Source organism: Caballeronia sp. BR00000012568055 (genome assembly GCF_029439455.1).
Lineage (GTDB): Bacteria > Pseudomonadota > Gammaproteobacteria > Burkholderiales > Burkholderiaceae > Caballeronia.
In genome coordinates, this window is record NZ_JAQFVG010000075.1 from 40903 (window position 1) to 64235 (window position 23333).

Sequence of the window (23333 nt, forward strand, 5' to 3'; positions counted from 1 at the left end):
AAAACTACCGAGGCTCACGGACGTATCCATCGGTGGCGGCGAGCAGGCGGCGCGTGTATTCGTGTTGAACATTTCGGGCGCGCACGGCGTTGATATCGAGTTGTTCGACGATCTCGCCGTTCTGCATCACCGCGACGCGCTGGCACAGAAATCCGACCACGGCGAGATTGTGGCTGACGAGGATCATGGTCAGCCGGCGCTCGGTGTGCAGGCGCTTCAGCAGGTTCAGGATCTCCGCCTGCACCGATACATCGAGCGCCGAAGTCGGTTCATCGAGCAGCAAGACACGCGGCCCGACAATCAACGCGCGCGCAATCGACACGCGCTGCCGCTGCCCGCCCGACAATTGATGTGGATACCGAAATCTGAATGCCGGTCCCAGCCCGACTTCGGCGAGCGCCGCCAAAATGCGGGAATCCTGATCGTCGATACCATTGATCGCCAGCGATTCGCGCAGGGTTTTATCGACCGTAAAGCGCGGATGCAGCGAGCCGTACGGATCCTGGAATACCATTTGAGCGCGATCGGCGTCAATGTTAAGGCGTCCGTCCGATAGCGGCGTGAGTCCGGCCAGCGCGCGCAGCAAGGTGGATTTTCCGCTGCCCGATTCGCCGACCAGACCGAATACTTCGCCCTCCTCTACGCGCAGGGAGACGTCGCGCACGGCATCGACGTGACCGGTTTTGGTCTTGAAGCGGATGCTGGCGTGTTCGATGTCGATCATCGGGCGAATTCCTCGCTGAGCCAGGCGGGATCGCGACGCAAAGTTGGCAGTTCGGCGGGCGGATTTTCCAGCGGCGGATTGGCTGCGAGCAGTCCGCGCGTGTACGGATGCTGCGCGTTCGCCAGATCGCGTGCTGCGCAGGTTTCGACCACGCGCCCGCCGTACATCACCGCGACGCGGTCGCAGAACGACATCACCAGCGGCAAATCGTGGCTGATGAACACGAGGCCGGTGTCGTGGCGCGCGATCATTTCGTCGAGCACGGAGAGCACTTGCATGGACACGAGCACGTCGAGCGCGCTCGTGGGTTCATCGGCGATAAGGAGACGCGGGCCGGCGAAAACCATCATGGCGATCATCACGCGCTGGCCCATGCCGCCGGACAACTCGTGCGGATACGCATCCGCGACGCGCTCGGGTTCGCGAATATGCACGGCCGCCAGCGCTTCGACGATACGCGCACGCATCGCGCGGCGGCTCAGGCGTTCGCCCTGCCGCGCGAAGGTTTCGCGCATCTGCTGCGCGACGGTCATGACCGGATTGAGCGAATACTTCGGGTCTTGCAGAATCATGCTCATCTGCGTGCCGCAGAGCGTGCGGCGATCCTTCGCGCGCATGGCGAGCAGATCATGGCCATCGAAACGCAGCGCTTTGGCCGACCATTGCGCGGCGGGCGGCAACAGTCCGAGCAGCGCGCGCCCCGTCAGCGATTTTCCCGAGCCCGATTCCCCGACGATTCCAAGCCGTTCGCCGCGATTCAACGTCAGCGAAACGCCGCGCACGGCGGGCGTTAGCGCGCCATCGTGACTGGGGAAGGAAACGTGCAAATCTTCGATTTCGGCAAGCGGCATATCAGCCTCCGTTGCGCGGATCGAAGACGTCGCGCAGACCGTCGCCGAGCAGATTGAACGCGAGACTCACGGCGAGAATCGCAAGACCGGGGATGGTGGCGACCCACCATGCATCGAGCAGCACATTGCGGCCTGCCGCGACCATATAGCCCCATTCCGGCGCGGGCGGCTGCGCGCCCAAGCCGAGAAAGCCGAGTCCCGCGACGGCGAGAATGATGCCGGCCATATCGAGCGTGGCGCGCACGATGACGGACGATGAACACAACGGCACGATGTATCGCAACAGAATCCGTCCATGCGATGCGCCCGCCAGCCGCGCCGCGTGAATATAGTCCGCCTGCGCCAGCCGCAGCGATTCCGCCCGCGCCAGCCGCGCATACGGCGGCCATGCCGTAATCGACAGCGCGATCACCGCGTTCAGCACGCCCGGCCCCAGCGCCGCCGCGAACGCCAGCGCAAGCACGATTTTCGGAAACGCGAGCGCGACATCGGTGACGCGCATCAGCACCGTATCGACGATACCGCCGAAATAGCCCGCCACAGTGCCGATTGCAAGCCCGATTGGCACGACCAGCACGACCACCAGCATCGCGATGCTCAAGGTCAGCCGCGAACCGTGAACGAGCCGGGACAAGATATCGCGGCCGAGTTGATCGGTGCCGAACCAGTGCGCGGCGTTGGGCGGCGTCAGGCGTTCGGAGAGCACTTGCTTCAGCGGATCGTAGGAAACGATGGATGGCCCGATCACTGCCACCACGATCAGCAGCAGCAAAATCATCAGGCCAAGCATGCTGAGCGGATTCGCCGAGAACCCGCGCCAGCGCCGATACGCCCTTCCCAGCGATGCCTGCCGCGGCGACGCGGGGGTATCGCTGAGCAGCCATGCGCGCAAGCTCGTCCGCGCCGGTTTCATGTGAGCGAAGTCCTCCATGTCAGCGCGCGCGTGGATCGAATACGCGATACAGCGCGTCGGTCAGCAGATTCAACGCGATAAACGTCGCGCCGATCACCAGCGTGCTGCCGAGCACGGCGTTCATATCGGCGTTCAGCAGCGCGCCCGTCAGATACGAGCCGATACCCGGCCACGCAAACACGATTTCCGTCAGCACCGATCCTTCCAGCAGATAGCTATACGCCAACGCGATCACCGTCAGCAACGGCACCGCGATATTGCCGAACGCGTGCCGCCAGATCACGCGACGTTCGGGCAAGCCCTTCGCGCGCGCCGTCGTCACGTATTCCTGACCGAGTTGTTCGAGCATGAACGAGCGCGTCATGCGCGACAAATAGGCGATCGAATAGAACGCCAGCACGCCCGCCGGCAGCGCGATATGCGAGAACGCGTTTTTGAACACGTCCCACTCGCCGGCCATCAGCGAATCGAGCAGCAGGCTGCCAGTGCGGGTATCGACCATGCCGTCGTACATCGGATCGATACGGCCCGGTCCAGAGACCCAATGCAGCCGCGCATAGAACAGCAACAAGCCCATCAGCGCGAGCCAGAACACCGGCACGGAACTGCCCGCGAGGCCGATCACGCGCGCGACATGATCGACCGCGCGATTGTGTTCCACCGCCGCCGCCACGCCCAACGGCACGCCGACCGCGATGCCGATAAACGTCGACAACGTAGCTAGTTCGATGGTCGCGGGAAACACGCGTTTGATATCGTCGATTACCGGGTTGGCCGTCAGCAGCGACATGCCGAGATGGCCGTGCAGCACATCGCGCGCGTAGATGATGAACTGATCGATGAGCGGTTTATCCAGCCCGAGCTGTACGCGCGCCGCCGCATACGCCGTGGCCGACGCGCGATCGCCGAGAATGGCGAGCACGGGATCGATCGGGATCTTGCGGCCGATAAAGAACGTGATCGCAAGCAAACCGGTGAACGTGACCACGAGCATCGCGATCCATTTGACGAGCGCGCCCAGCACGCGCACGCCGCCGCGATGCGCGTTCAGGCGTTCACGGAGCGCGGGCGTATTCACTGCTTCTGAATATGCCGATACGACACGAGATCGTTGATCGGCCCGACTTCGAGCCCGGTCACGCCCGGCCGCGCCGCCACCTGCGATACCTTTTGGAACATGATCACGAACGGCGATTTCGCAAGCACTTCCTTCTGCATCGACTGATACATCTGCGCGCGTTTGGCGGTGTCGCTTTCGGCGAGCGCGGCGTTGGTTTCCTTCGTCAGTTGCGGAATGTCCCACGCATTGCGCCACGCAAGCATCTTGTAGCTCGATGCATCGGAATTATCGGGATTCCAGACGAAACCCTGCGCGTTGCTATGCGGATCGATATAGTCCGCCGACCATTCGCCGATGTAGATATCGTGCGCCCGCGCGCGGTATCGGCCGAGCGTCTGCTTGTTGTCGCTCGGCACGAGTTGCACCTTGATATTCGCCAGCGCCAGATTCGCCTGCACGGCCTGCGCGATTTCGCTGTACGGGTAATCGTTGCGCACGTCCATTTTCACGGTGAAGCCGTTTGCCAGTCCCGCTTTCGCAAGCAGCGCCTTCGCCTTCGCCACGTCCTGGTGATACGGAATCTCGTTGTACGCGCCCAGAAAACCTTCGGGCAAGAACGACTCATGCACCTTGTACGTGGTGCGGATCACGTTCTTCTGAATGCCCTGATAATCGATCAGCCACTTCATCGCCTCCCACACTTCCGGCTTGGCGAGATTCGGATTCTTGTTGTTGAGGCCGAGATACATCAGCGTCGCTTGCGGCACGGCGGTGGCTTTGATCTTGCCGGCTTTCGAGAGCGTATCGAGATCGTCTGGGCTGAGATCGCGCGCCACGTCGATATCGCCGTTTTCGATCATCAGGCGCTGGCTCGCCGCCTCGGTCACATGACGCAGTACGATACGCTTCATCGCCAGCGGCAGACGGTAGCCGTCGAAACGCTGCAATACGATGCTGTCGTTGGCCGTCCACTTGACGAGCTTGTACGCGCCCGAACCGGCTTCCTGCGTCTTCAGCCAGTCGTTGCCGTAGTCATTGCCCTTCGCGTGCGATTCCACCAGCTTGCGATCCACCACCGACGCCGGCCACGAGCCGAGCACGTTAAGCACGAAAGTCGGCGCGTAACGTTGATCGGTGGTGACGGAGATGGTTGTATCGTCGATCTTCTTGACGTTTTGCAGTGCATTGGCCTTCGTCAATCCGATGCCCGCGAGCACGGCCGCCGCGCCTTTATCGAGCAAGGCGGTGCGCTGGATGGACCAGGCGACGTCATCGGCGGTGAGCGGATTGCCCGAGTGGAACTTGAGACCGGAGCGGAGTTTGAACGTGAAGGTCAGGCCGTCAGGACTCACCGTCCACGATTGCGCGACATCGCCATTGAATTTCGACGGGTCTTTCAGATCGACGCGCACCAGCCGATCGTACGTGTTGGCGACGTACTCTTCCGGCACGAGTTCATAGATTTCGCCGGGATCGAGCGAGGTGAATTCGTCGAGCAGCGTGGCCATGACGAACATGTCTTTCGGCGTCGCCGCCTGCGATACGTTCAGAATCGCGAGCGACAACGTCAATGCAGCCAATGCCTTTTTCATGTGCGATTTTCCGTTCACGGTTCACATCAGCCGCATCGGGCCGCTGTCTTCGTTGTCGATCAGAGCAAGCTCGCGCGAGCCTGGCAATTCGTAATGCCACCACTCGCTTTTGATATGCCCGAAGCCTGCGCCGAGCATCACGCCGAGCAGCAGCGTGCGATTGTGCTGGACGTGCTCGGGCAGGCCGGGATGAAAGTGCTCGGATTCGGGGACCATTGCATCGAAACCGGTGCCCATGTCGAGTTCGTCGCCGTTTCGATCGACCAAAGTCAGATCGATGGCCGTGCCGCGACTGTGATTCGATCCGCGATCGAGCGGCGCGATAAAGGTTGGATCGGGCAGGAAGTTCCAGAGCACCTGCTGCGCTTGCGGCGGCCGATAGGCATCGAAAATCCTGAGCGTCATGCCGAAGCTCTGCGCGATTGTCGTGGCCTTTCTCAGCGCCGCTTCCGCGGGTTCGAGCAGGAGGCAGTGCGCGGCCTTGTAGATCGGCTTGCCGGTGAGATTGCGATCGGTCGCGTAGACGAGATCGATCTGGACGTGATGCGTTTCTGGCGTGATGTGCAGCAGCTTGGAAGAGGTCATCAGACGCGTCGTATCGTTTCAATTCCGATAGACGAACCATAACCTGTTCGAAAATTCTGCGAAACCCTTTGATTCGGGTGGGGTTAGGTGTTTAGTGGCCAGGTCGCGAGCGTTTCGTAGCGGGATTGGCCGAGGTGGCTGTGGATCAGAGCGAATCGGCGCGCTTGCCAGGTGATGGGTTTGATCGCGCTCTTGGGGATACGTTGGATGTCGTAGAAAAGCGTAATGTGGGGTTTGAAGTGCGGATGACGTTTTATTTTGATGCCCGCGACGGCTAGCGCGTTTGCCAACTGGATTTCGAGCGCGGACAGGGAATCGCTCGGTTCGCCGGATAGCACGATGGGATGTTTCGGGCGGCGTGAAGCGAATGTTTCGATATGGTAGAGCGTGATGTCGGCGGATGAAAGCGCAATCGCCGCCGCTGCCGCCTTCGCTCGCTCGCTCGACCAAGTCAACAGGCAGACCGTCAAACGCGCCGATATATTGCAACGTGAGGTGCACGCGGTCCGAGGGAATCGGCTTCGCGTTGAGTCCGAATTGAATTCGAAGCCGCTCGCTTAACTCAGCGATACCGACAGCGGCGGCCTCATCGGGAAATAGCGCAAAGAAAAGCGAATCGGTGACGCGCGCGTGGGAATCGGAACTCACGTGCGCACCCCGACTTGCGTTTTATTCCCACTCAATCGTCGCCGGCGGTTTCCCCGAAATATCGTAAACAACCCGATTGATCCCTCGCACTTCATTGATGATGCGATTGCTCACATGCCCCAGCAACTCATGCGGCAAATGCGCCCAATGCGCCGTCATGAAATCCAGCGTCTGCACCGCACGCAGCGCGACGACATACTCGTAAGTGCGCCCATCGCCCATTACGCCGACGCTCTTCACCGGCAGGAACACCGCGAACGCCTGACTCGTGAGGTCATACCAGGACTTGCCCGTTTCCTTATCGATCGTGGTACGCAGCGTCTCGATAAAAATCGCATCCGCGCGACGCAGCAAATCCGCGAACTCGCGCTTCACTTCGCCCAGAATCCGAACGCCCAGACCCGGCCCCGGGAACGGATGGCGATACACCATCGCAGGCGGCAAGCCAAGCTTCACGCCCAGCTCACGCACTTCATCCTTGAACAGCTCACGCAGCGGTTCCAGCAGTTTCAGATTCAGCGTATCCGGCAGACCGCCAACGTTGTGATGGCTCTTGATCGTGTGCGCGCCCTTCTTGCCCTTGCCCGCCGATTCGATCACGTCCGGGTAAATCGTGCCCTGCGCGAGCCACCTGGCATCGGTCAGTTTTTGCGATTCGGCATCGAACACTTCGACGAATTCCGCGCCGATGATCTTGCGCTTCGCTTCAGGATCGGTCACGCCGGCGAGCTTTTGCAGGAACGCTTCGCTCGCATCGACGTGAATGACTTTCACGCCAAGGTGATCGGCAAACGTAGACATCACCTGTTGCGCTTCGTTCTCGCGCAACAGACCGTGATCGACAAACACGCACGTCAATTGATCGCCGATCGCGCGATGCAGCAGCGCCGCCGCCACCGACGAATCCACGCCGCCCGACAAGCCGAGAATCACGTGCTCATTGCCGACTTGCGCGCGGATCTTTTCCACCGCTTCGTCGATGTAATGCCCCATCTCCCAGTCCGCCTTCGCGCCGCACAGTTCCAGCACGAAGCGGTCGAGCATCGCGTGGCCCTTGACCGTGTGCGTGACTTCCGGATGCCATTGCAGGCCGTAGAAGCGGCGGTCGTCATCGGCCATGGCGGCGATCGCGCACGACGGCGTCGAGGCCATCAGCTTGAAACCGGCGGGCATGTCCACGACCTTGTCGCCGTGGCTCATCCAGACCTTGAGCATCGCTTCGCCGCTCGCAGTCTTGAAATCTTCGATGCCTTCGAGAAAGTTCGTGTGGTTGGTCGCCTGCACTTCCGCATAGCCGAACTCGCGCACCTTGCCGAGTTCGACTTTGCCGCCGAGCTGATCGGCCATCGTCTGCATGCCGTAACAGATGCCCAGCACCGGCACGCCGAGATCGAAAACGATTTGCGGCGCGCGCGGCGAACCCGCTTCCGTGACCGAGTTCGGACCGCCCGACAGGATGATGCCCTTCGGCGCGAAATCGCGGATAAAGGTCTCATCGACGTCGTACGGATGAATTTCCGAATACACATGCGACTCGCGGATGCGTCGGGCGATCAGTTGAGTGACTTGGGAGCCGAAATCGAGAATCAGGATTTTGTCGTGCATGGCTGCGGCCAAAGGCTAAGTGAACGAATAAGGTCGATGCCGCCGGTCGCGCGCGCACTGCTCGCGCCGTCCGGCGGCCCATAAATCGACGGCCGGCGCGAAGGCCGACCGTGCTGGTGTGTGATGCTTGCGCGCGCGTCGAGGCGCTGTGGCTCATCGCCGGCGCGCCGGGTGGTGGCGGTCGCGCTCAGCGTGGCGCTCCGTTGGCCGGATCGATACGCCGGCCCGTGACCGGATCGATCCCGTCGCTGATAACGGGTTCGATGCGCCTGCCGGTAACCGGATCGATTTCGCGGCCAGTTAAAGGATCGAGCGAGCGGCCGGTGATGGGATCGAGTGTTGCGCCGGTGACCGGATCGACCGCGCCGCCGTCGAGGCGTTCGCGTGTGACGACGGTGCGTCCGCTGACGGGATCGATGGCGGTGGCTTCAGGCGCACGCGCTGCGGGACGAACCGCGATATCTTCCTCGCGCTTCTTCGCCGCCTTCCTTTCCGCCCGATCCGCAGATGCCGCGCCTGCCAGCGCCGCGCGCTCACGCCGCCGCACCGCCGACGACAGCCTCACGCTGCCCAGCCCCAGCACCACCAACACGACGCCAACCAGCGCCGCGCTCATCTGCCCAAAGCCATCGACTTCCGGCGTCCGCAATCCGAGCAGCCAGACCAGCACGATCACGCCCGATACCCACTCCACGTGCCCCGATACTTTCGCGGCCCGCGCCGTCAACGCGCCATCGATCGACGCATGAAACGCGAGCCACGCCAAACCAACCAGCGCGATGCCGAGCAACTGCCCGGCGAACGCAGGCTGCACGCGGATCGAATCCAGTTGCAGCGCGCCGTACAAACCTGCCCACGGCGTCAGCAGGAACAACAAGCCGAACGCCAGAAAAATCAGGGCATTGACGATCAATACGACCCGCAGCAACGGTTTCATACGCGATCCGCCTTTTTAGTCAACGTGATAATTCGGCGCTTCCTTGGTGATCTGCACATCATGCACGTGCGACTCGCGCATGCCAGCTGCCGTGATCTGCACAAATTCCGCCTTCTCATGCAGTTCGTTGATGGTGCGGCAACCGCAGTAACCCATGCTCGCGCGCACGCCGCCAACGATCTGGAACAGGATGGCGTTGACCGAACCCTTGTACGCCACGCGCCCTTCGATCCCTTCCGGCACCAGCTTGTCGATATTCGCCGAGTTGTCCTGGAAGTAGCGATCCGCCGCGCCGTCCTTCATCGCGCCGACCGAACCCATGCCGCGATACGACTTGTACTGACGGCCCTGGTACAGGAACACATCGCCCGGCGATTCTTCGGTACCAGCAAGCATCGAACCCATCATGACGACATTCGCGCCCGCTGCCAGTGCCTTCGATACATCGCCCGAGAAGCGCACGCCGCCGTCCGCGATCACCGGCACGCCCGTTCCGCGCAGCGCTTCCGATACATTCGCGATCGCCGTGATCTGCGGCACGCCCACGCCCGCAACGATCCGCGTCGTACAAATGGAACCGGGGCCGATACCGACCTTCACTGCGTCCGCGCCGTATTCGACCAGTGACTTGGCCGCTGCCGCCGTCGCGATATTGCCGCCAACGACCTGCACATGCGGGTAGTTCTGCTTGACCCAGCGCACGCGCTCCAGCACGCCCTGGCTGTGACCGTGCGCCGTATCCACCACAATCACATCGACGCCCGCCGCCGCAAGGAGCTCGACGCGCTCTTCGTTATCCGGACCGACGCCGACCGCCGCGCCCACGCGCAGCTTGCCGTCTTCGTCCTTACATGCGTCCGGATTCTCGGTCTGCTTGGTGATGTCCTTCACCGTCATCAAGCCGCGCAGTTCGAACGAATCATTGACTACCAGCACGCGTTCCAGACGATGGCTGTGCATCAGCGCCTTCGCCTCCGCCAGCGACGTGCCTTCGCGCACCGTCACCAGACGCTCACGCGGCGTCATGATATTGCGCACCGGCTCGTCCAGACGCTCTTCGAAACGCAAATCCCGATTCGTCACGATACCGATAAGCTGCGCGCCCTCCACCACCGGAAAACCCGAGATGCCGTGCTGCTGCGTCAGTGCAATCACATCGCGTACGCGCATGGTCGGCGGTACGGTGATCGGATCACGCACGACGCCCGACTCGAAGCGCTTCACCTTGGCGACTTCGCGAGCCTGTTCTTTGGCGGTGAGATTCTTGTGAACGATGCCGATACCGCCCATCTGCGCCATAGCGATAGCGAGTCGGCCTTCGGTGACCGTGTCCATGGCTGCGGACACGAGGGGCATATTCAGGGAGATATTGCGAGTCAGCTGAGACTTCATGCTGGTATCGCGCGGCAAGACACTGGAGAACGCGGGCACGAGGAGCACGTCATCGAACGTGAGTGCTTTCTGGATCAGACGCATGGCGAATCCTATGGGCGCAAAAGCAGATTATACCGATTGTTCTTCGGGTTTTCACTGTCCGAACAGCAGCTTAGGCCGTTTTGCTGCAATTTCCGCACCGGCTCTGGCTTCGCGTTGCACGATTCGACAAGACGGCGCGCGTGCATGACCGGTACGCTGCGCGCAGTTCAATGGTTTCGGATGGAGAGTCGGGCGATGCAGCGCGGTGTGATGTACGGAATGTTTGCGGGTGCGATCTGGGGTTTCATCTTTCTCGCGCCGAAGTTGCTGCCGGATTTCTCGCCGGTCGTGCTGAGCGTCGGGCGTTATCTGATGTACGGCGCGGTATCGCTGGCGGTGGCGCTGCCGTTCGCACGGCGGCTGCTCGTCAAACTGACGCGCGCGGATCTGGTCGCGCTCGTGAAGCTCGCGCTGGTCGGGAATCTGTTGTATTACGTGCTGCTCGCGCGCGCCGTGCAACTGGTGGGCGTGGCGCCGACATCGCTGATCGTGGGGATTTTGCCGGTGACGGTGACGCTCGCCGGCCGCCGCGATCACGGCGCAGTGGATATCAAACGGCTTATCGGACCGCTCGGGCTGGTGGTCGCGGGCATCATTTGCATCAATCTGGATGTGTTTCGCGACTTGTTCACCGGTAGCGCGACACCCGCCGAGAGCGTGCTGACGCGTCTGGCCGGTCTCGCCTGCGCGATCGGCGCGCTGGCCGCATGGACGTGGTACGCGGTCGTCAACGCGCGCTACCTGCAAGCCAACGATCATTTCGATGGCAACGAATGGTCCGTGTTGTGGGGCGTTGTCACGGGCGTGCTCGGCGCGGTCATCGGTCTGGTGATGTGGCTGTTGCCTGCGGGAATGGTGCAGGCGAGCTTGCCGGCCGCGCGCTGGCACATGTTCTGGATCGTCTGTGCGCTGCTGGCGACGATCGGGTCATGGGTAGGAAATATGCTGTGGAATGCGGCGCAGAAGCGTCTCCCGCTGACGCTTTCCGGCCAGATGATCGCGTTCGAAACGCTGTTCGCGCTGCTCTACGCCTTCGTCTACGACGGCCGTTATCCGCGCGTGCCCGAAGTGCTGGCAATCGTGTTCCTGTTGACCGGCGTGCTGTGGTCGGTGCGACAACACGCCGTCGAATCTTCAGGCGAGGCGCTCGCGCACTGACTGCGAATCAGCGCGAATCCTTGTTCTGCCATTTGCGCCCTTCGATCGATCCGGCCTTGCGCGTCTTGGCCACGCGCCGCTGCCGCGCCATCTTCGGATCGACCTTCAGCGGACGATAAATCTCCACGCGATCAAAATCCGCAAGCGTCGCATCGAGCGGTTTGAGCTTGCCGAACACGCCGACTTTCTGCATCGACAAATCGATCTCGGGATGCTGCGCGAGCACGCCGCTCGCCTCAATCGCCTCGCGCACCGTCGCGCCTTCGCGCAGATCGACGCGCTTGAGAAACGCGCCATCGGCCAGACCATAACAAACGTCGATATGAAGATTCATTGTTTGCCGTAGCGCTGATCCGCGCGCTTCACGAAGGAATCGACGAAAGTGTTGGCGATATGGCTGAACACCGGCCCGATGAGCTTTTCCAGAATCACATTCGAGAACTCGTAGTGCAGCGCGAATTCGATCTTGCACGCGTCCGCGCGCAGCGGGATAAAGCGCCAGAAACCGGTGAACTTCTTGAAAGGGCCGCTCAGGAACTCCATATCGATGGAAGTCGGCCGCTTCTGCACATTGCGCGTGGCGAAATGCTGCTTGATGCCCTTGAAGCTGATGTCGATCTTCGCCTCCATGCCGTTCTCATCCTGACGGCCGATTTCCACGCCGCCGCACCACGGCAGAAAATTGGGGTAATCGGCGACATCGGTGACGAGGTCGAACATTTCTTCCGCTGAATGGCGGATCAACACGGTTTTTTGAACGTCGGCCATAAAGACGCGTAAGGACGATAAAGACGTAGCAATAGCTGATTTGGGCGGCAGCGCGCAAGCAAGACGAGCCTTGGCTTCTTCCGTCAGACGGCACGCTGCTAAAATCGTGATTTTAAACGAGTTGGGCACTTTCCATTCATGAGCATCATCGACAACAGAAAAGCCTCCTTCGATTACTTCATCGAGGAACGCTACGAGGCCGGACTCGTGCTCGAAGGCTGGGAAGTCAAGGCGCTGCGCGCGGGCCGTGCGCAGATCAAGGAAGGCTATGTCGTCATCAAGCAGGGCGAGCTGTTCCTGATCGGCACGCATATCAGTCCGTTGCCCGAAGCATCCAAATTCGCCAATCTCGATCCGGTGCGCACGCGCAAGCTCCTCCTGCATCGCGATCAGATCGATAAGCTGATCGGCAAGGTCGAACAGCGCGGGCACACGCTGGTGCCGCTGAACTTCCACTACAAGGAAGGCCGCGTGAAGTGCGAGATCGGTCTGGCCAAGGGCAAAAAGCTGCACGACAAGCGCGAGACGGAGAAGAAGCGCGACTGGGAACGCGAACGCGCGCGTTTGATGCGCACCGCGACGAAGTAAGCAAAAGGGGCGCTGAGCGCCCCTTGTTTTTATCCCCGCTTTATGACGCTGCCGCCGTCACCCTTCACGATGCTCAACGCCGACGCGATCATCGTACTCATATCCGACATATTTCCCGGCACGATCAGCGTGTTGCCCTGCTTCGCCAGATTGCCGAACGCGCCGACATACTGTTCGGCCACCTTCAGGTTCACCGCTTCCATGCCGCCCGCCGACTGAATCGCGGTGCCGATTTTTTCGATCGCCTGCGCGTTGGCTTCCGCCACAGCGAGAATCGCGGAGGCTTCGCCCTGTGCCTGATTGATCACCGCCTGCCGTTCACCCTCAGACTTCTGAATGGCCGCCTCACGCGCGCCCGAAGCCAGATTGATCTGCTCCTGCTTGCGCCCTTCCGATGCCGCGATCAACGCGCGCTTCTCACGCTCGGCGGTAATCTGCGCCTGCATCGCGTGAAGGATTTCCTTGGGCGGCGTCAGATCCTTGATTTCATAGCGCAGCACCTTCACACCCCAGTTCGACGCCGCTTCATCCAGCGCATTCACAATGCTGTGGTTGATGAAATCGCGTTCCTCGAAGGTCTTGTCGAGTTCCAGCTTGCCGATCACCGAACGCAGCGTGGTCTGCGACAACTGCGTGATCGCGAACACGAAATTGCTCGAACCGTACGATGCCTTCATCGCATCGGTCACCTGGAAATACAGCACGCCGTCCACCTGCAATTGCGTGTTGTCACGCGTGATACACACCTGGCTCGGCACTTCCAGCGGAATTTCCTTGAGCACATGTTTGTACGCAATCCGGTCGATAAACGGCAGCACGATATTCAGCCCCGGCGTCAACGTGGCGTGATAACGCCCGAGCCGTTCGAGAATCCAGGCATGCTGCTGCGGAACGATCTTGACCGTATTCACCACGATCACGATGGCGATCACCAGCACGATTAGCGCGAAAATCATTGTGTGACTCCTTTTTGTTGGCCGTGCTCGGCAGCGACGATCAGCCGACTGCCCTCCAGCGCGGTAATGCGATACAGCCGTGCGCCTTCGGATTCCCCCGGCGCGAGTTCCACGTCCCACTGCGCCCCGCGATACATCGCCCGCGCGCGCCCTTCGTGCCATTGCCCGACCTGCAGCGTGGCGCCGATATCGAGATTCACGGCGCTATCGTGCGTGGCATCGGCGCGGCGCTTCCAATTGCCGAAGCGCGAACGCCGGAGCACGCCGACCGCGATCAACGCGATCACCGCCGCCGCCCCCATCTGCACATGCGGCATCGCGCCGATCACGAACGCGAGTCCACCCGCGATCATCCCCAACGCGATCATGAGCAGATAGAACGTACCGGTAAACAACTCCGCCACGATCAGCGCGCCCGCCGCGATCCACCAGAACAACCCGTTCGACAACATGGCCGTCTCCAAACGAAAACACCCCGGAACGAAATGTGTTCCGGGGTGTTTTTTATAGCATGCCGCGTTGACTTGTAATCAAGCGGAAAGGCACATCATCACTTATTTTGACAAGGTCTTCGCCAACTGCTGCCACGTTTCGATGATCGTGTCCGGGTTCAGCGACATCGACTCGATGCCTTCCTTCGCCAGCCATTCGGCCAGATCCGGATGATCCGAAGGACCCTGACCGCAGATGCCCACGTACTTCTTCAGGCGCAGACAGGTTTCGATCGCACGCTTGAGCATGAACTGCACGGCTTCGTCGCGTTCGTCGAAGTCGGCGGCGAGCAATTCCATGCCGGAATCGCGGTCCAGACCGAGCGTCAACTGCGTCAGATCGTTCGAGCCGATCGAGAAGCCGTCGAAACGCTCCAGGAACTGCTCGGCCAAAATCGCGTTGGACGGCACTTCGCACATCATCACGAGCTTGAGGTCGTTCTTGCCGCGCTCCAGCCCGAACTTCTTCAGCAACTCGACCACGCGATCCGCCTGCTTCAGCGTCCGCACGAACGGCACCATGATCTGCACGTTGTCCAGACCCATTTCCTCGCGCACCTTCTTCAGCGCGATACATTCCATATGGAACGCTTCGGCGAAGTCTTCGGCGATGTAACGCGACGCGCCACGGAAACCGAGCATCGGATTTTCTTCGTCCGGCTCGTAACGCGAACCGCCGATCAGCTTCTTGTACTCGTTCGACTTGAAGTCCGACAGACGCACGATCACGGGCTTCGGATAGAACGCCGCCGCAATCGTAGCGATGCCTTCGGTCAGCTTATCGACGTAGAACGCACGCGGCGAAGCATGACCACGCGCGACCGATTCGACCGCCTTCTTCAAATCTGCATCGATATTCGGGTACTCGAGAATCGCCTTCGGATGGACGCCGATATTGTTGTTGATGATGAACTCGAGACGCGCGAGACCCACGCCCGCATTCGGCAACTGCGCGAAGTCGAACGCGAGTTGCGGATTGCCGACGTTCATCATGATCTTGACCGGAATCGGCGGCAGTTCGCCGCGCTGCACTTCGGTCACTTCGGTTTCGAGCAGGCCGTCGTAGATCTTGCCTTCGTCGCCTTCCGCGCACGAGACCGTCACCAGCGCGCCGTCCTTCAGGATATCCGTTGCGTCACCGCAGCCAACCACGGCCGGCACGCCCAGTTCACGCGCGATGATGGCCGCGTGGCAGGTGCGCCCGCCGCGATTGGTCACGATCGCCGATGCGCGCTTCATCACCGGTTCCCAGTTCGGGTCGGTCATATCGGCGACCAGCACGTCGCCCGGTTGCACGCGTTCCATTTCCGACGGGTCATGAATCACACGCACCGGACCCGCGCCGATCTTCTGGCCGATTGCACGGCCCGTGGTCAGCACGTTCGACTGGCCCTTGAGCTTGAAGCGCATTTCCGCCTTGCCCGATGCCTGGCTCTTCACCGTCTCCGGACGCGCCTGGAGAATGAAGATCTTGCCATCGCGGCCGTCCTTGCCCCACTCGATGTCCATCGGACGCTCGTAGTGCTTTTCGATGATGACGGCGTACTTCGCCAGCGTAATGACGTCTTCGTCCGTGATCGAGAAGCGATTGCGCTGCTCATGCGGCACATCGACGGTCTTCACACGGCCCGGTTCGCCCGGCTGCGTGAATTCCATCTTGACCAGCTTCGAGCCGATCGAACGGCGGATGATCGGGTACTTGTTCTGTTCGAGCGTCTGCTTGAAAACGTGGAACTCATCCGGATTCACCGCGCCCTGCACCACGGTTTCGCCCAGACCGTAGCTCGCGGTAATGAACACGGTTTCCTTGAAGCCCGATTCCGTGTCGATGGTGAACATCACGCCTGCCGCGCCGACGTCCGAACGCACCATACGCTGCACGCCCGCCGACAACGCCACTTCAGCGTGCGTAAAGCCCTTGTGCACGCGATACGAAATCGCGCGGTCGTTATACAGCGACGCGAACACGTGCTTCATGCGATCGAGCACATCTTCGATGCCGACCACATTCAGATAGCTTTCTTGCTGGCCCGCGAACGACGCGTCGGGCAAATCCTCGGCGGTCGCGGACGAACGCACGGCGAACGAAAGCTCGTCGGGCGAGCCGTTCTGAAGGATATCGAACTGACGGCGGATTTCGTCTTCGAGACGCGGTTGCAGCGGCGCGTCAACGATCCATTGGCGGATTTCTTTGCCGCATTCTGCGAGCGCCTTCACGTCATCGACGTCGAGCGATTCGAGACGCTTGGCGATGCGGTCCGTCAGATCGTTGTGATTGAGGAAGTCGCGAAAGGCGAGCGCGGTCGTGGCGAAACCCGTCGGCACCTGAACGCCGGCTTCGGAAAGCTGGCTGATCATTTCGCCGAGCGACGCGTTCTTGCCCCCGACGATTTCCACGTCGGTCATTCGCAACTGCTCGAATGGAACTACATACGCCTGATCCTTTGCGACATCGTTCGCAACATTGACTGCGTTAGTCATACAAGCCCCTAAGGTGGATGAAATTCACGATCGCACGAGTGGGCTTATACGCGCGCACGCTCATTGGAAGCGTCCGCGCATCTCGCACAACCTGTTTGATAAGCCTTCGGGGAGCCGCGCCTCTGAGGTGAATGTGAGGCGCGATCAAAAAGAAACGACGACGTCAGGAAATCTGCTCGAAACCGTGGATTCCAGCGGAGAAAAGCCACGAACCGACCGCGATTTGACGAAAATCTGAATCAATTTGTCCGCAATTGCTTATCGAACAGGTTGCCGCTATTCTACCTTGCCGAATTTCATATTTGCTCAGGCAAGACAGTTGTTCGACGGCAAAACCGAGGTGTTTGACGCCTGTTCGTTCGCAGGCGCACACGCAGCGGTCAGCCACCTTAACACAGGTTTTTACAGCGACCGCGCTCAGGCGTTATCGTTTGTACGGTTTGAACACCTTCGCTCCAACTCGATCCCCTTTTCACCGATGCCGCCTTCCGTATTCATCGTTTCCGACGGGACCGGGATCACTGCCGAAACCTTCGCGCATTCGATCCTCGCTCAGTTCGACCAAAAGTTCCGGCTCGTGCGCGTGCCCTTCGTCGATTCCATCGACAAGGCTTATGCGACGGTCGAGAAGATCAACGAAGCCGTCGCGCTCGATGGGCGACGACCGATCGTGTTCACCACGCTGGTGGACAGCGCATCGAACGAAGTGGTCAAGGGGTGCAATGCGCTCGTGCTGGATATGTTCCAGACCTTCATCGAGCCGCTTGAGCATGAGTTGGAGATCAAATCCACGCACGCGATGGGCCGCGTTCACCAGAACGCCGACACCGAGGAATACAAGAACCGGATCGAGGCGATCAACTTCTCGCTCGCGCACGACGACGGCCAGTCGAATCGGAATCTGGCGGACGCGGATGTGATTCTGGTAGGCGTATCGCGTAGCGGCAAAACGCCGACCAGCCTTTATCTGGCGATGCAGTACGGCGTGAAAGCCGCCAACTATCCGCTGATTCCGGAAGACTTCGAACGCGGCAAGCTGCCTACGCCCTTGCTTGAGCATCGGGAAAAGATGTTCGGTTTATCGATCGATCCGCAGCGTCTGTCGGAGATTCGCAATGAACGGCGGCCCGGCAGCAAGTACGCGGCGCTGGAAAATTGCCGCTACGAGATCAACGAAGCCGAACAGATGATGAAGCGCGAAGGCGTCAAGTGGCTGTCTTCGACACACAAGTCCATCGAAGAAATCGCCACGACGATTCTGCAAGAGGTGAAGCCGGAGCGGCCTTCCTACTACTGAGCGTTTATCGACGCTGCTGGCGGCACTGCTCGAACAGACAGATCGCCGCCGCAGCTGCCACATTGAGCGATTCCATACCGCCCGGCTGCGGAATCGTCACGCGATACGTCACGGCATCGCGCCATATCTGCGATACGCCCGCGCCTTCATTGCCGAAGACCCACGCCAGCGCGCCTGAAAGATCGCAGTCGTAAATCGCGGTCGCGCCGTGCGAATCGGTGATGGTGACGGGCGCGTCGAGTCGCGCGATCAAACCATCCGCTTCGACGTCCTCGAAAATATCGAGCAGAAAATGTGCGCCCATTCCGGAACGCAGCACTTTCGATGACCACGCGTAAGCCGTCCCCGGCGCGCAGAACACGCGCTTGATGCCCGCCGCCGCCGCGCTGCGCAGAATCGAACCGACGTTGCCCGCGTCCTGAACGCCGTCGAGAATCACGCAGGTTTCGGTGATGCGCTCGGGCATCCGCGAATCGATCTTCTCGACCAGCAGCAACATGCCGACGCCATGCACGACGCTCGATAGCTGCCCGAACAACGCATCCGGCAACACGACCACGCGCTTCTCTTCGATCCGCCCGACAATCGCGCGCGCTTCCTCATGCGTCAGCGCGCCTTCGGTGACCACGCATGTTTCCGGCTGACCGGCTGTATCCAGATAAGCGGCGGCGAGATGCAGCCCTTCGAGCAGCGCATGCCCGCTGCGACGCTGCTGCGCCGTCGAGCCGGCCAGCGCCTTCAGGCGCTTGTAGAGCGGGTTGTCCCGCGAGGTGATCGGTTTCACGTTTGACTAGAAAGCGAGCGCGTCGGGATCGTCTTCGACCGACGAAGCCGCCTGAATGACTTCCGGCGCGATGACCGGCAACACCGAGCCGAAGAACAGCGCGTGCGCCTCGCGCACCGGCGCAAACGACCGCCGATGATGCTCGCACGGCCCATGCTGCTTGAGCGCCTTCAGATGTTGCGGCGTACCGTAGCCCGAATGCGTGGCAAAGCCGTACATCGGAAAGGATTCGTGCAGTTCGACCAGCATGCGGTCGCGCGTGACCTTGGCGAGAATCGACGCCGCCGAAATCTGCTTGATCAGCGCGTCGCCGCCGATGACGGCTTCGCTGCGAATCGACAGTGTCGGGCAGCGATTGCCGTCCACTTTCACCAGCGTCGGCGCGACGGACAAACCTTCGACCGCGCGCTTCATCGCCAACATCGACGCGTGCAGGATATTGATCGTGTCGATCTCTTCGACACTCGCCGATGCAATGCAAAACGCCAGCGCCCGATCGACGATCTTTTCGTACAACTCCTCGCGCCGCTTCGCGCTCAGTGCCTTTGAGTCGTCGAGACCGTTGATGCGCGGCTTGGCCGGATCGAAGATCACGGCTGCGGCGACTACCGGACCCGCCAGCGGACCGCGCCCCGCTTCATCGACACCGCAGATGATGTCGAACGGCGAACTGAAGTCCAGTCCGCACTGAGCCGAGTTTTTCGCCGTCGATGCCATCAGCGCGGCCTCCGCGTGTCGAGCACCCGCGCCACGGCTTCCGCCGCCTTCTGCGACGTGTTCTGACGCAGCGCGATATGCATGTCGGTGAAGATCTCCGTCAGCGTACGGCGGTTGGCGTCGTCGTTCAACTGTTGCAGCGTGGCGTCGGCGAGCGCTTCGGGCGTGGCGAAATGCTGAAGAATTTCCGGCACGACAAAGCGGCCCGCGAGAATGTTCGGCAGACCCACGTACGGCAGATAGCCCTGCCGTTTCATGATCTGGCCCGTCAGCCAGGGCACCTTGTACGAGATGACCATCGGCTTCTTGAGCAGCGCGGCTTCCAGCGTGACCGTGCCGCTTTTGACGAGAATCGCGTCGGCGGCGGTCATGGCGGTTTGCGCGCGGCCATCGGTGATGGTCAGCGAGAGATTCGGATGCGCGTCCACCAGCGGTTGCAGCAGCGTGCGCAACGCGGCGTTGGCAGCAGGCATCAGAAAACGCACCGTCGGCTCACGCCGCTGCATGATTTCCATCGCGTCGAAGAAGGTCGGGCCGATCAGTTCGATTTCCGAACGACGGCTGCCCGGCAGCACGGCGATCACCGGTCCACCTTCCGCGATGCCGAGTTCACGCCGCGCGCCGTTCGTATCCGGCTCCAGCGGAATTTCATCGGCGAGTGGATGGCCGACGTAACTCGCCGCCACGCCCGCTTTTTCGAGAATCGCCGTTTCGAACGGGAACACGCACAGCATGTGATCCACGGCCTTGGCGATCTTCTTGATACGCCCGCCGCGCCACGCCCAGATCGAAGGACACACGAAATGCACCGTCGGAATGCCCGCTTCGCGCAGCGGCTGCTCAAGCCCGAAGTTGAAATCGGGCGCGTCCACGCCGACGAACACCGAAGGCGGTTCCGCCAGCAATTGCCGCTTGATTTCGTTGCGGATGCCGAGAATTTCGGGAATATGCTTCAGCGCTTCGACATAGCCGCGCACGGACAGCTTGTCCATCGGCCAGTGGGCTTCGAAGCCCGCAGCCTTCATGCGCGGCCCGCCAATGCCGCTATAACGCGTGCCTTCGGGCAACACTTTGTGAAGACCGTCGAGCATCGAGGCCGCGAGCAGGTCGCCAGAAGGCTCGCCCGCGACCATTGCGACGCGCGGCGGAAGTGTAGTCAGCGTCATCGTGCGGCGTGTCAGCGAATGATGCCGCGCTGCGATTGGGCGATAAAGTCGGTGAACGCCTTGACGGGTGCATCGCCGTCGCCGCCTGCCGCGCCCAGATCCTTGAGCTGCACCTTCGCTTCTTCGAGCGACAAACCGCTCTTGTAGACGATGCGATACGCCTGACGCAGCGCCGAAATCGCATCCGGCGAAAAGCCGCGCCGACGCAATCCTTCGACGTTGATGCCGTGCGGCTCTGCCTTGTTGCCTGCGGCGATCACGAACGGCGGCACGTCCTGAACCAGCGCGGACGCGCCGCCCAGCATCGAATGCGCGCCGATCCGCACGAACTGATGCACGCCCGACATGCCGCCAACGATCGCGTGATCGCCGACCGTCACGTGCCCGGCCAGTTGCGCATTGCTCGACATGATGACGTTGTTGCCCAGCCGGCAGTCATGGCCGACGTGCACGTACGCCATGATCCAGCAGTCATCGCCAATCGACGTCAGACCCTGATCCTGCACCGTGCCCGTATGCAGCGTGGTGAATTCGCGAATGGTGTTTCTATCGCCGATGGTGAGACGCGTCGGCTCGTCGCGATACTTCATGTCCTGCGGCCGTCCGCCGATCGACGCGTAATGGCCGATACGGTTCTCGCGTCCGATGGTCGTATGACCTTCGATCACGCTATGCGAACCAACGGTCGTATCCGCGCCGACGACAACGTGCGCACCGATAACCGCGTACGGTCCGATCTCGACGGATTCGTCGAGCTGCGCGCCCGGCTCGATGATCGCGGTGGGGTGAATCTTGCTCATGCGGCCTCGCCTCTGCTTGTTCGTGCTACTCGTTACGATGAACGCGGTTTTCTGAACACGAACGTGTTCAGGCAGCCGTGTTCTTCACGGTACACATGAGTTCGGCTTCGCAGGCCACTACGCCATCGACTTCGGCGCGCGCCTTGAACTTCCAGATGCCTCGCATGTACCGCTCGAAATCCACATTGAGGATCAACTGGTCGCCCGGTTCCACCACCCGCTTGAAACGCGCTCCGTCGATACCGACGAAGTAGTACAGCGTGGTGCTCGGATCGTGCGGCTCGGGTTCTTCGGCAAAGGTCAGAAGCGCCGCGGTCTGCGCGAGCGCTTCGAGAATCAGCACGCCCGGCATGACCGGGCGCGTCGGAAAGTGACCCTGGAAGAACGGCTCGTTGATCGTCACGTTCTTCAGCGCTTTGATGCTCTTGTGCGGCTCGAGTTCGAGCACGCGGTCCACGAGCAGGATCGGATACCGATGCGGCAGCAGCGTGAGGATCTTGTGAATGTCGAGATTGATTTTTTCTGTGCTCATGGTCGTTCTGCTCGCGCGCGCTTCTGGCGCGGAAATTGAACGGCGGGCGCTGCTCGTTTGCGCGCCCGCCTTGGGAAACTGTTATTCGACGCCGCGGTTTCGGACTTACTCGTCCTTGCCTGCGCCATCGCGCTCGCTCAAAGCCGTCTCCAGCGCCTTAATGCGGTCGCGTAATTTATCGAGATTGCGATACAGCGCGGCGCTGCGATTCCAGTCGCCGTGCGGCATGGTCGGGAACGCGCTGGTGTACATGCCGGGCTTGGTCAGCGACTTCGATACGCCCGACTGCGCGGTCACGATCACATAGTCTGCCAGCGTCACGTGACCGGCGATACCCACCGCCCCGCCGATCATGCAATGCTTGCCGATACTGGTGCTGCCCGCGATGCCCGCGCACCCGGCGATCACCGTGTACGCGCCGATGCGGCAGTTGTGCCCGATCTGCACGAGATTGTCGATCTTCACGCTTTCTTCGATGACGGTATCCGCCATCGCGCCGCGATCGATCGTGGTGTTCGCGCCGATCTCCACGTCCTCGGCAATATCCACTGCGCCGACCTGCGGAATCTTCACCCACGAACCCGTGCGCGCCTCGCCTTCGCCGACGAAATCCGGCGCGAAGCCGAAACCGTCCGCGCCGATCACCGCGCCCGCATGCACGATCACGCGCGCGCCGAGCTTGCAGCCGTGATAAATCGTGACGTTCGGATACAGATGCACGTCGCCGCCAAGCTTCACGCCACGGCCAACCGACACGCCCGCGTCCAGCTTGACGCGTTCGCCGATCACCGCGCCCGCTTCCACCGTCACGTGCGGCCCGATCACCGCGCTCGCCGCGACTTTCGCAGCCGGATCGACATATGCGCTCGGATGCACGCCGGGCGTGGCTTTCGGCGTCGCCAGATCGATGAAAGCCTTCGCCACGCGCGCGAAGTAAGCGTAAGGATTCGGCGTGACGATGAAGTTACTGCCGTCGCGCCGCGTGAGTTTGTCGAGATCCGCAGGCGAAATCAGCACGGCGCCGGCGCGCGTGCTCTCAACCTGCGGCAGATATTTTTGATTCGCGAGAAACGCGAGCTGATCCGGCCCCGCCTTGTCCAGCGGCGCCAGCCCGCCGACGCAATGCGCGCCCTGGCCGACCACTTCGCCGCCGAAGCGCTTCACCAGCTCGTCGAGCGAGATCGCCATGCCTGATGCCATGCCT

The 23333-nt window shown here is 61.3% G+C and carries 24 protein-coding genes; 3 read left to right on the forward strand and 21 right to left on the reverse strand.

The genetic code is table 11. The features are described from left to right. Positions 1 to 4: 4 nt before the first annotated feature. The 10 genes from P7F28_RS05040 to guaB all read right to left on the reverse strand — a co-directional run bounded on the left by P7F28_RS05040 (position 5) and on the right by guaB (position 10391). Positions 5 to 724, reverse strand: a complete 720-nt coding sequence (locus P7F28_RS05040; RefSeq protein WP_277183340.1) for an ABC transporter ATP-binding protein — start codon at positions 722 to 724, stop codon at positions 5 to 7. Beyond that, positions 721 to 1575, reverse strand: a complete 855-nt coding sequence (locus P7F28_RS05045) for an ABC transporter ATP-binding protein (RefSeq protein WP_277183341.1) — start codon at positions 1573 to 1575, stop codon at positions 721 to 723. Before P7F28_RS05045 ends, P7F28_RS05040 begins: the two co-directional genes overlap by 4 nt. 1 nt (position 1576) lies before the next feature. Next, complete coding sequence (gene nikC / locus P7F28_RS05050; RefSeq protein WP_277183342.1) at positions 1577 to 2488, reverse strand: nickel transporter permease; 912 nt, start codon at positions 2486 to 2488, stop codon at positions 1577 to 1579. Between the two features lie 19 nt (positions 2489 to 2507). Then, positions 2508 to 3539: an ABC transporter permease gene (locus P7F28_RS05055; protein ID WP_277183514.1), complete on the reverse strand. Its 1032-nt coding sequence runs from the start codon at positions 3537 to 3539 to the stop codon at positions 2508 to 2510. A gap of 23 nt (positions 3540 to 3562) precedes the next feature. Beyond that, positions 3563 to 5140 carry an ABC transporter substrate-binding protein gene (locus P7F28_RS05060; RefSeq protein WP_277183343.1) on the reverse strand — a complete coding sequence of 526 codons (1578 nt, stop codon included), beginning with the start codon at positions 5138 to 5140 and terminating at the stop codon, positions 3563 to 3565. Between the two features lie 21 nt (positions 5141 to 5161). Next, the gene (gene ddpX / locus P7F28_RS05065) at positions 5162 to 5725 is read right to left on the reverse strand and encodes a D-alanyl-D-alanine dipeptidase (protein ID WP_277183344.1); all 564 of its coding nucleotides are present in this window, start codon (positions 5723 to 5725) and stop codon (positions 5162 to 5164) included. 83 nt (positions 5726 to 5808) lie between these two features. After that, positions 5809 to 6180: a 2'-5' RNA ligase family protein gene (locus P7F28_RS05070; protein ID WP_277183345.1), complete on the reverse strand. Its 372-nt coding sequence runs from the start codon at positions 6178 to 6180 to the stop codon at positions 5809 to 5811. 214 nt (positions 6181 to 6394) lie between these two features. Beyond that, positions 6395 to 7978: a glutamine-hydrolyzing GMP synthase gene (gene guaA / locus P7F28_RS05075; RefSeq protein WP_277183346.1), complete on the reverse strand. Its 1584-nt coding sequence runs from the start codon at positions 7976 to 7978 to the stop codon at positions 6395 to 6397. A 187-nt stretch (positions 7979 to 8165) separates the two neighbouring features. Continuing rightward, positions 8166 to 8915: a hypothetical protein gene (locus P7F28_RS05080; RefSeq protein ID WP_277183347.1), complete on the reverse strand. Its 750-nt coding sequence runs from the start codon at positions 8913 to 8915 to the stop codon at positions 8166 to 8168. A gap of 15 nt (positions 8916 to 8930) precedes the next feature. Beyond that, entirely contained in the window at positions 8931 to 10391 is a 1461-nt protein-coding gene (gene guaB, locus P7F28_RS05085; protein ID WP_277183348.1) for an IMP dehydrogenase, read from the reverse strand. Positions 10392 to 10586: 195 nt separating this feature from the next. Between guaB and P7F28_RS05090 the strand changes: the two genes are divergently transcribed. Beyond that, positions 10587 to 11549: a DMT family transporter gene (locus P7F28_RS05090; protein WP_277183515.1), complete on the forward strand. Its 963-nt coding sequence runs from the start codon at positions 10587 to 10589 to the stop codon at positions 11547 to 11549. Between the two features lie 7 nt (positions 11550 to 11556). Here P7F28_RS05090 and P7F28_RS05095 read toward each other — a convergent pair whose 3' ends face one another. Then, a complete protein-coding gene (locus P7F28_RS05095; RefSeq protein WP_277183349.1) occupies positions 11557 to 11883 on the reverse strand; it encodes an RnfH family protein in 327 nt (108 codons plus the stop codon). Then, the gene (locus P7F28_RS05100) at positions 11880 to 12317 is read right to left on the reverse strand and encodes a type II toxin-antitoxin system RatA family toxin (protein WP_277183350.1); all 438 of its coding nucleotides are present in this window, start codon (positions 12315 to 12317) and stop codon (positions 11880 to 11882) included. The genes P7F28_RS05095 and P7F28_RS05100 overlap by 4 nt, the downstream gene beginning before the upstream one ends. Positions 12318 to 12455: 138 nt before the next feature. Between P7F28_RS05100 and smpB the strand changes: the two genes are divergently transcribed. After that, complete coding sequence (gene smpB, locus P7F28_RS05105) at positions 12456 to 12905, forward strand: SsrA-binding protein SmpB (protein WP_277183351.1); 450 nt, start codon at positions 12456 to 12458, stop codon at positions 12903 to 12905. 29 nt (positions 12906 to 12934) lie between these two features. Here the strand turns inward: smpB and P7F28_RS05110 are convergent, their stop codons facing one another. The 3 genes from P7F28_RS05110 to ppsA all read right to left on the reverse strand — a co-directional run bounded on the left by P7F28_RS05110 (position 12935) and on the right by ppsA (position 16833). Next, the gene (locus P7F28_RS05110) at positions 12935 to 13861 is read right to left on the reverse strand and encodes an SPFH domain-containing protein (protein WP_277183352.1); all 927 of its coding nucleotides are present in this window, start codon (positions 13859 to 13861) and stop codon (positions 12935 to 12937) included. Further along, complete coding sequence (locus P7F28_RS05115) at positions 13858 to 14313, reverse strand: NfeD family protein (protein ID WP_277183353.1); 456 nt, start codon at positions 14311 to 14313, stop codon at positions 13858 to 13860. Before P7F28_RS05115 ends, P7F28_RS05110 begins: the two co-directional genes overlap by 4 nt. Positions 14314 to 14415: 102 nt before the next feature. Next, entirely contained in the window at positions 14416 to 16833 is a 2418-nt protein-coding gene (gene ppsA / locus P7F28_RS05120) for a phosphoenolpyruvate synthase (RefSeq protein ID WP_277183354.1), read from the reverse strand. Between the two features lie 478 nt (positions 16834 to 17311). Here ppsA and P7F28_RS05125 point away from each other — a divergent pair, with 478 nt between their 5' ends. Further along, the gene (locus P7F28_RS05125; protein ID WP_277183355.1) at positions 17312 to 18130 is read left to right on the forward strand and encodes a pyruvate, water dikinase regulatory protein; all 819 of its coding nucleotides are present in this window, start codon (positions 17312 to 17314) and stop codon (positions 18128 to 18130) included. 4 nt (positions 18131 to 18134) lie between these two features. On the opposite strand, the gene P7F28_RS05130 is transcribed toward P7F28_RS05125, so the two are convergent. The 6 genes from P7F28_RS05130 to lpxD form a co-directional block, all read right to left on the reverse strand. Continuing rightward, positions 18135 to 18914 (reverse strand): RNA methyltransferase, encoded by a 780-nt coding sequence (locus P7F28_RS05130; RefSeq protein ID WP_277183356.1) that lies wholly within the window; start codon positions 18912 to 18914, stop codon positions 18135 to 18137. Positions 18915 to 18920: 6 nt separating this feature from the next. Further along, positions 18921 to 19631, reverse strand: a complete 711-nt coding sequence (gene rnhB / locus P7F28_RS05135) for a ribonuclease HII (protein WP_277183357.1) — start codon at positions 19629 to 19631, stop codon at positions 18921 to 18923. Then, positions 19631 to 20797, reverse strand: coding sequence for a lipid-A-disaccharide synthase (lpxB, locus tag P7F28_RS05140; RefSeq protein ID WP_277183358.1), 1167 nt, complete (start codon positions 20795 to 20797; stop codon positions 19631 to 19633). The genes rnhB and lpxB overlap by 1 nt, the downstream gene beginning before the upstream one ends. Before the next feature lie 11 nt (positions 20798 to 20808). Continuing rightward, positions 20809 to 21597 carry an acyl-ACP--UDP-N-acetylglucosamine O-acyltransferase gene (gene lpxA / locus P7F28_RS05145; protein WP_277183359.1) on the reverse strand — a complete coding sequence of 263 codons (789 nt, stop codon included), beginning with the start codon at positions 21595 to 21597 and terminating at the stop codon, positions 20809 to 20811. 67 nt (positions 21598 to 21664) lie between these two features. Next, positions 21665 to 22129, reverse strand: a complete 465-nt coding sequence (gene fabZ / locus P7F28_RS05150) for a 3-hydroxyacyl-ACP dehydratase FabZ (protein ID WP_277183360.1) — start codon at positions 22127 to 22129, stop codon at positions 21665 to 21667. Positions 22130 to 22234: 105 nt separating this feature from the next. After that, on the reverse strand, positions 22235 to 23329 hold the full coding sequence (lpxD, locus tag P7F28_RS05155; protein WP_370467237.1) for a UDP-3-O-(3-hydroxymyristoyl)glucosamine N-acyltransferase: 1095 nt from the start codon (positions 23327 to 23329) through the stop codon (positions 22235 to 22237). Between the last annotated feature and the right edge of the window lie 4 nt (positions 23330 to 23333).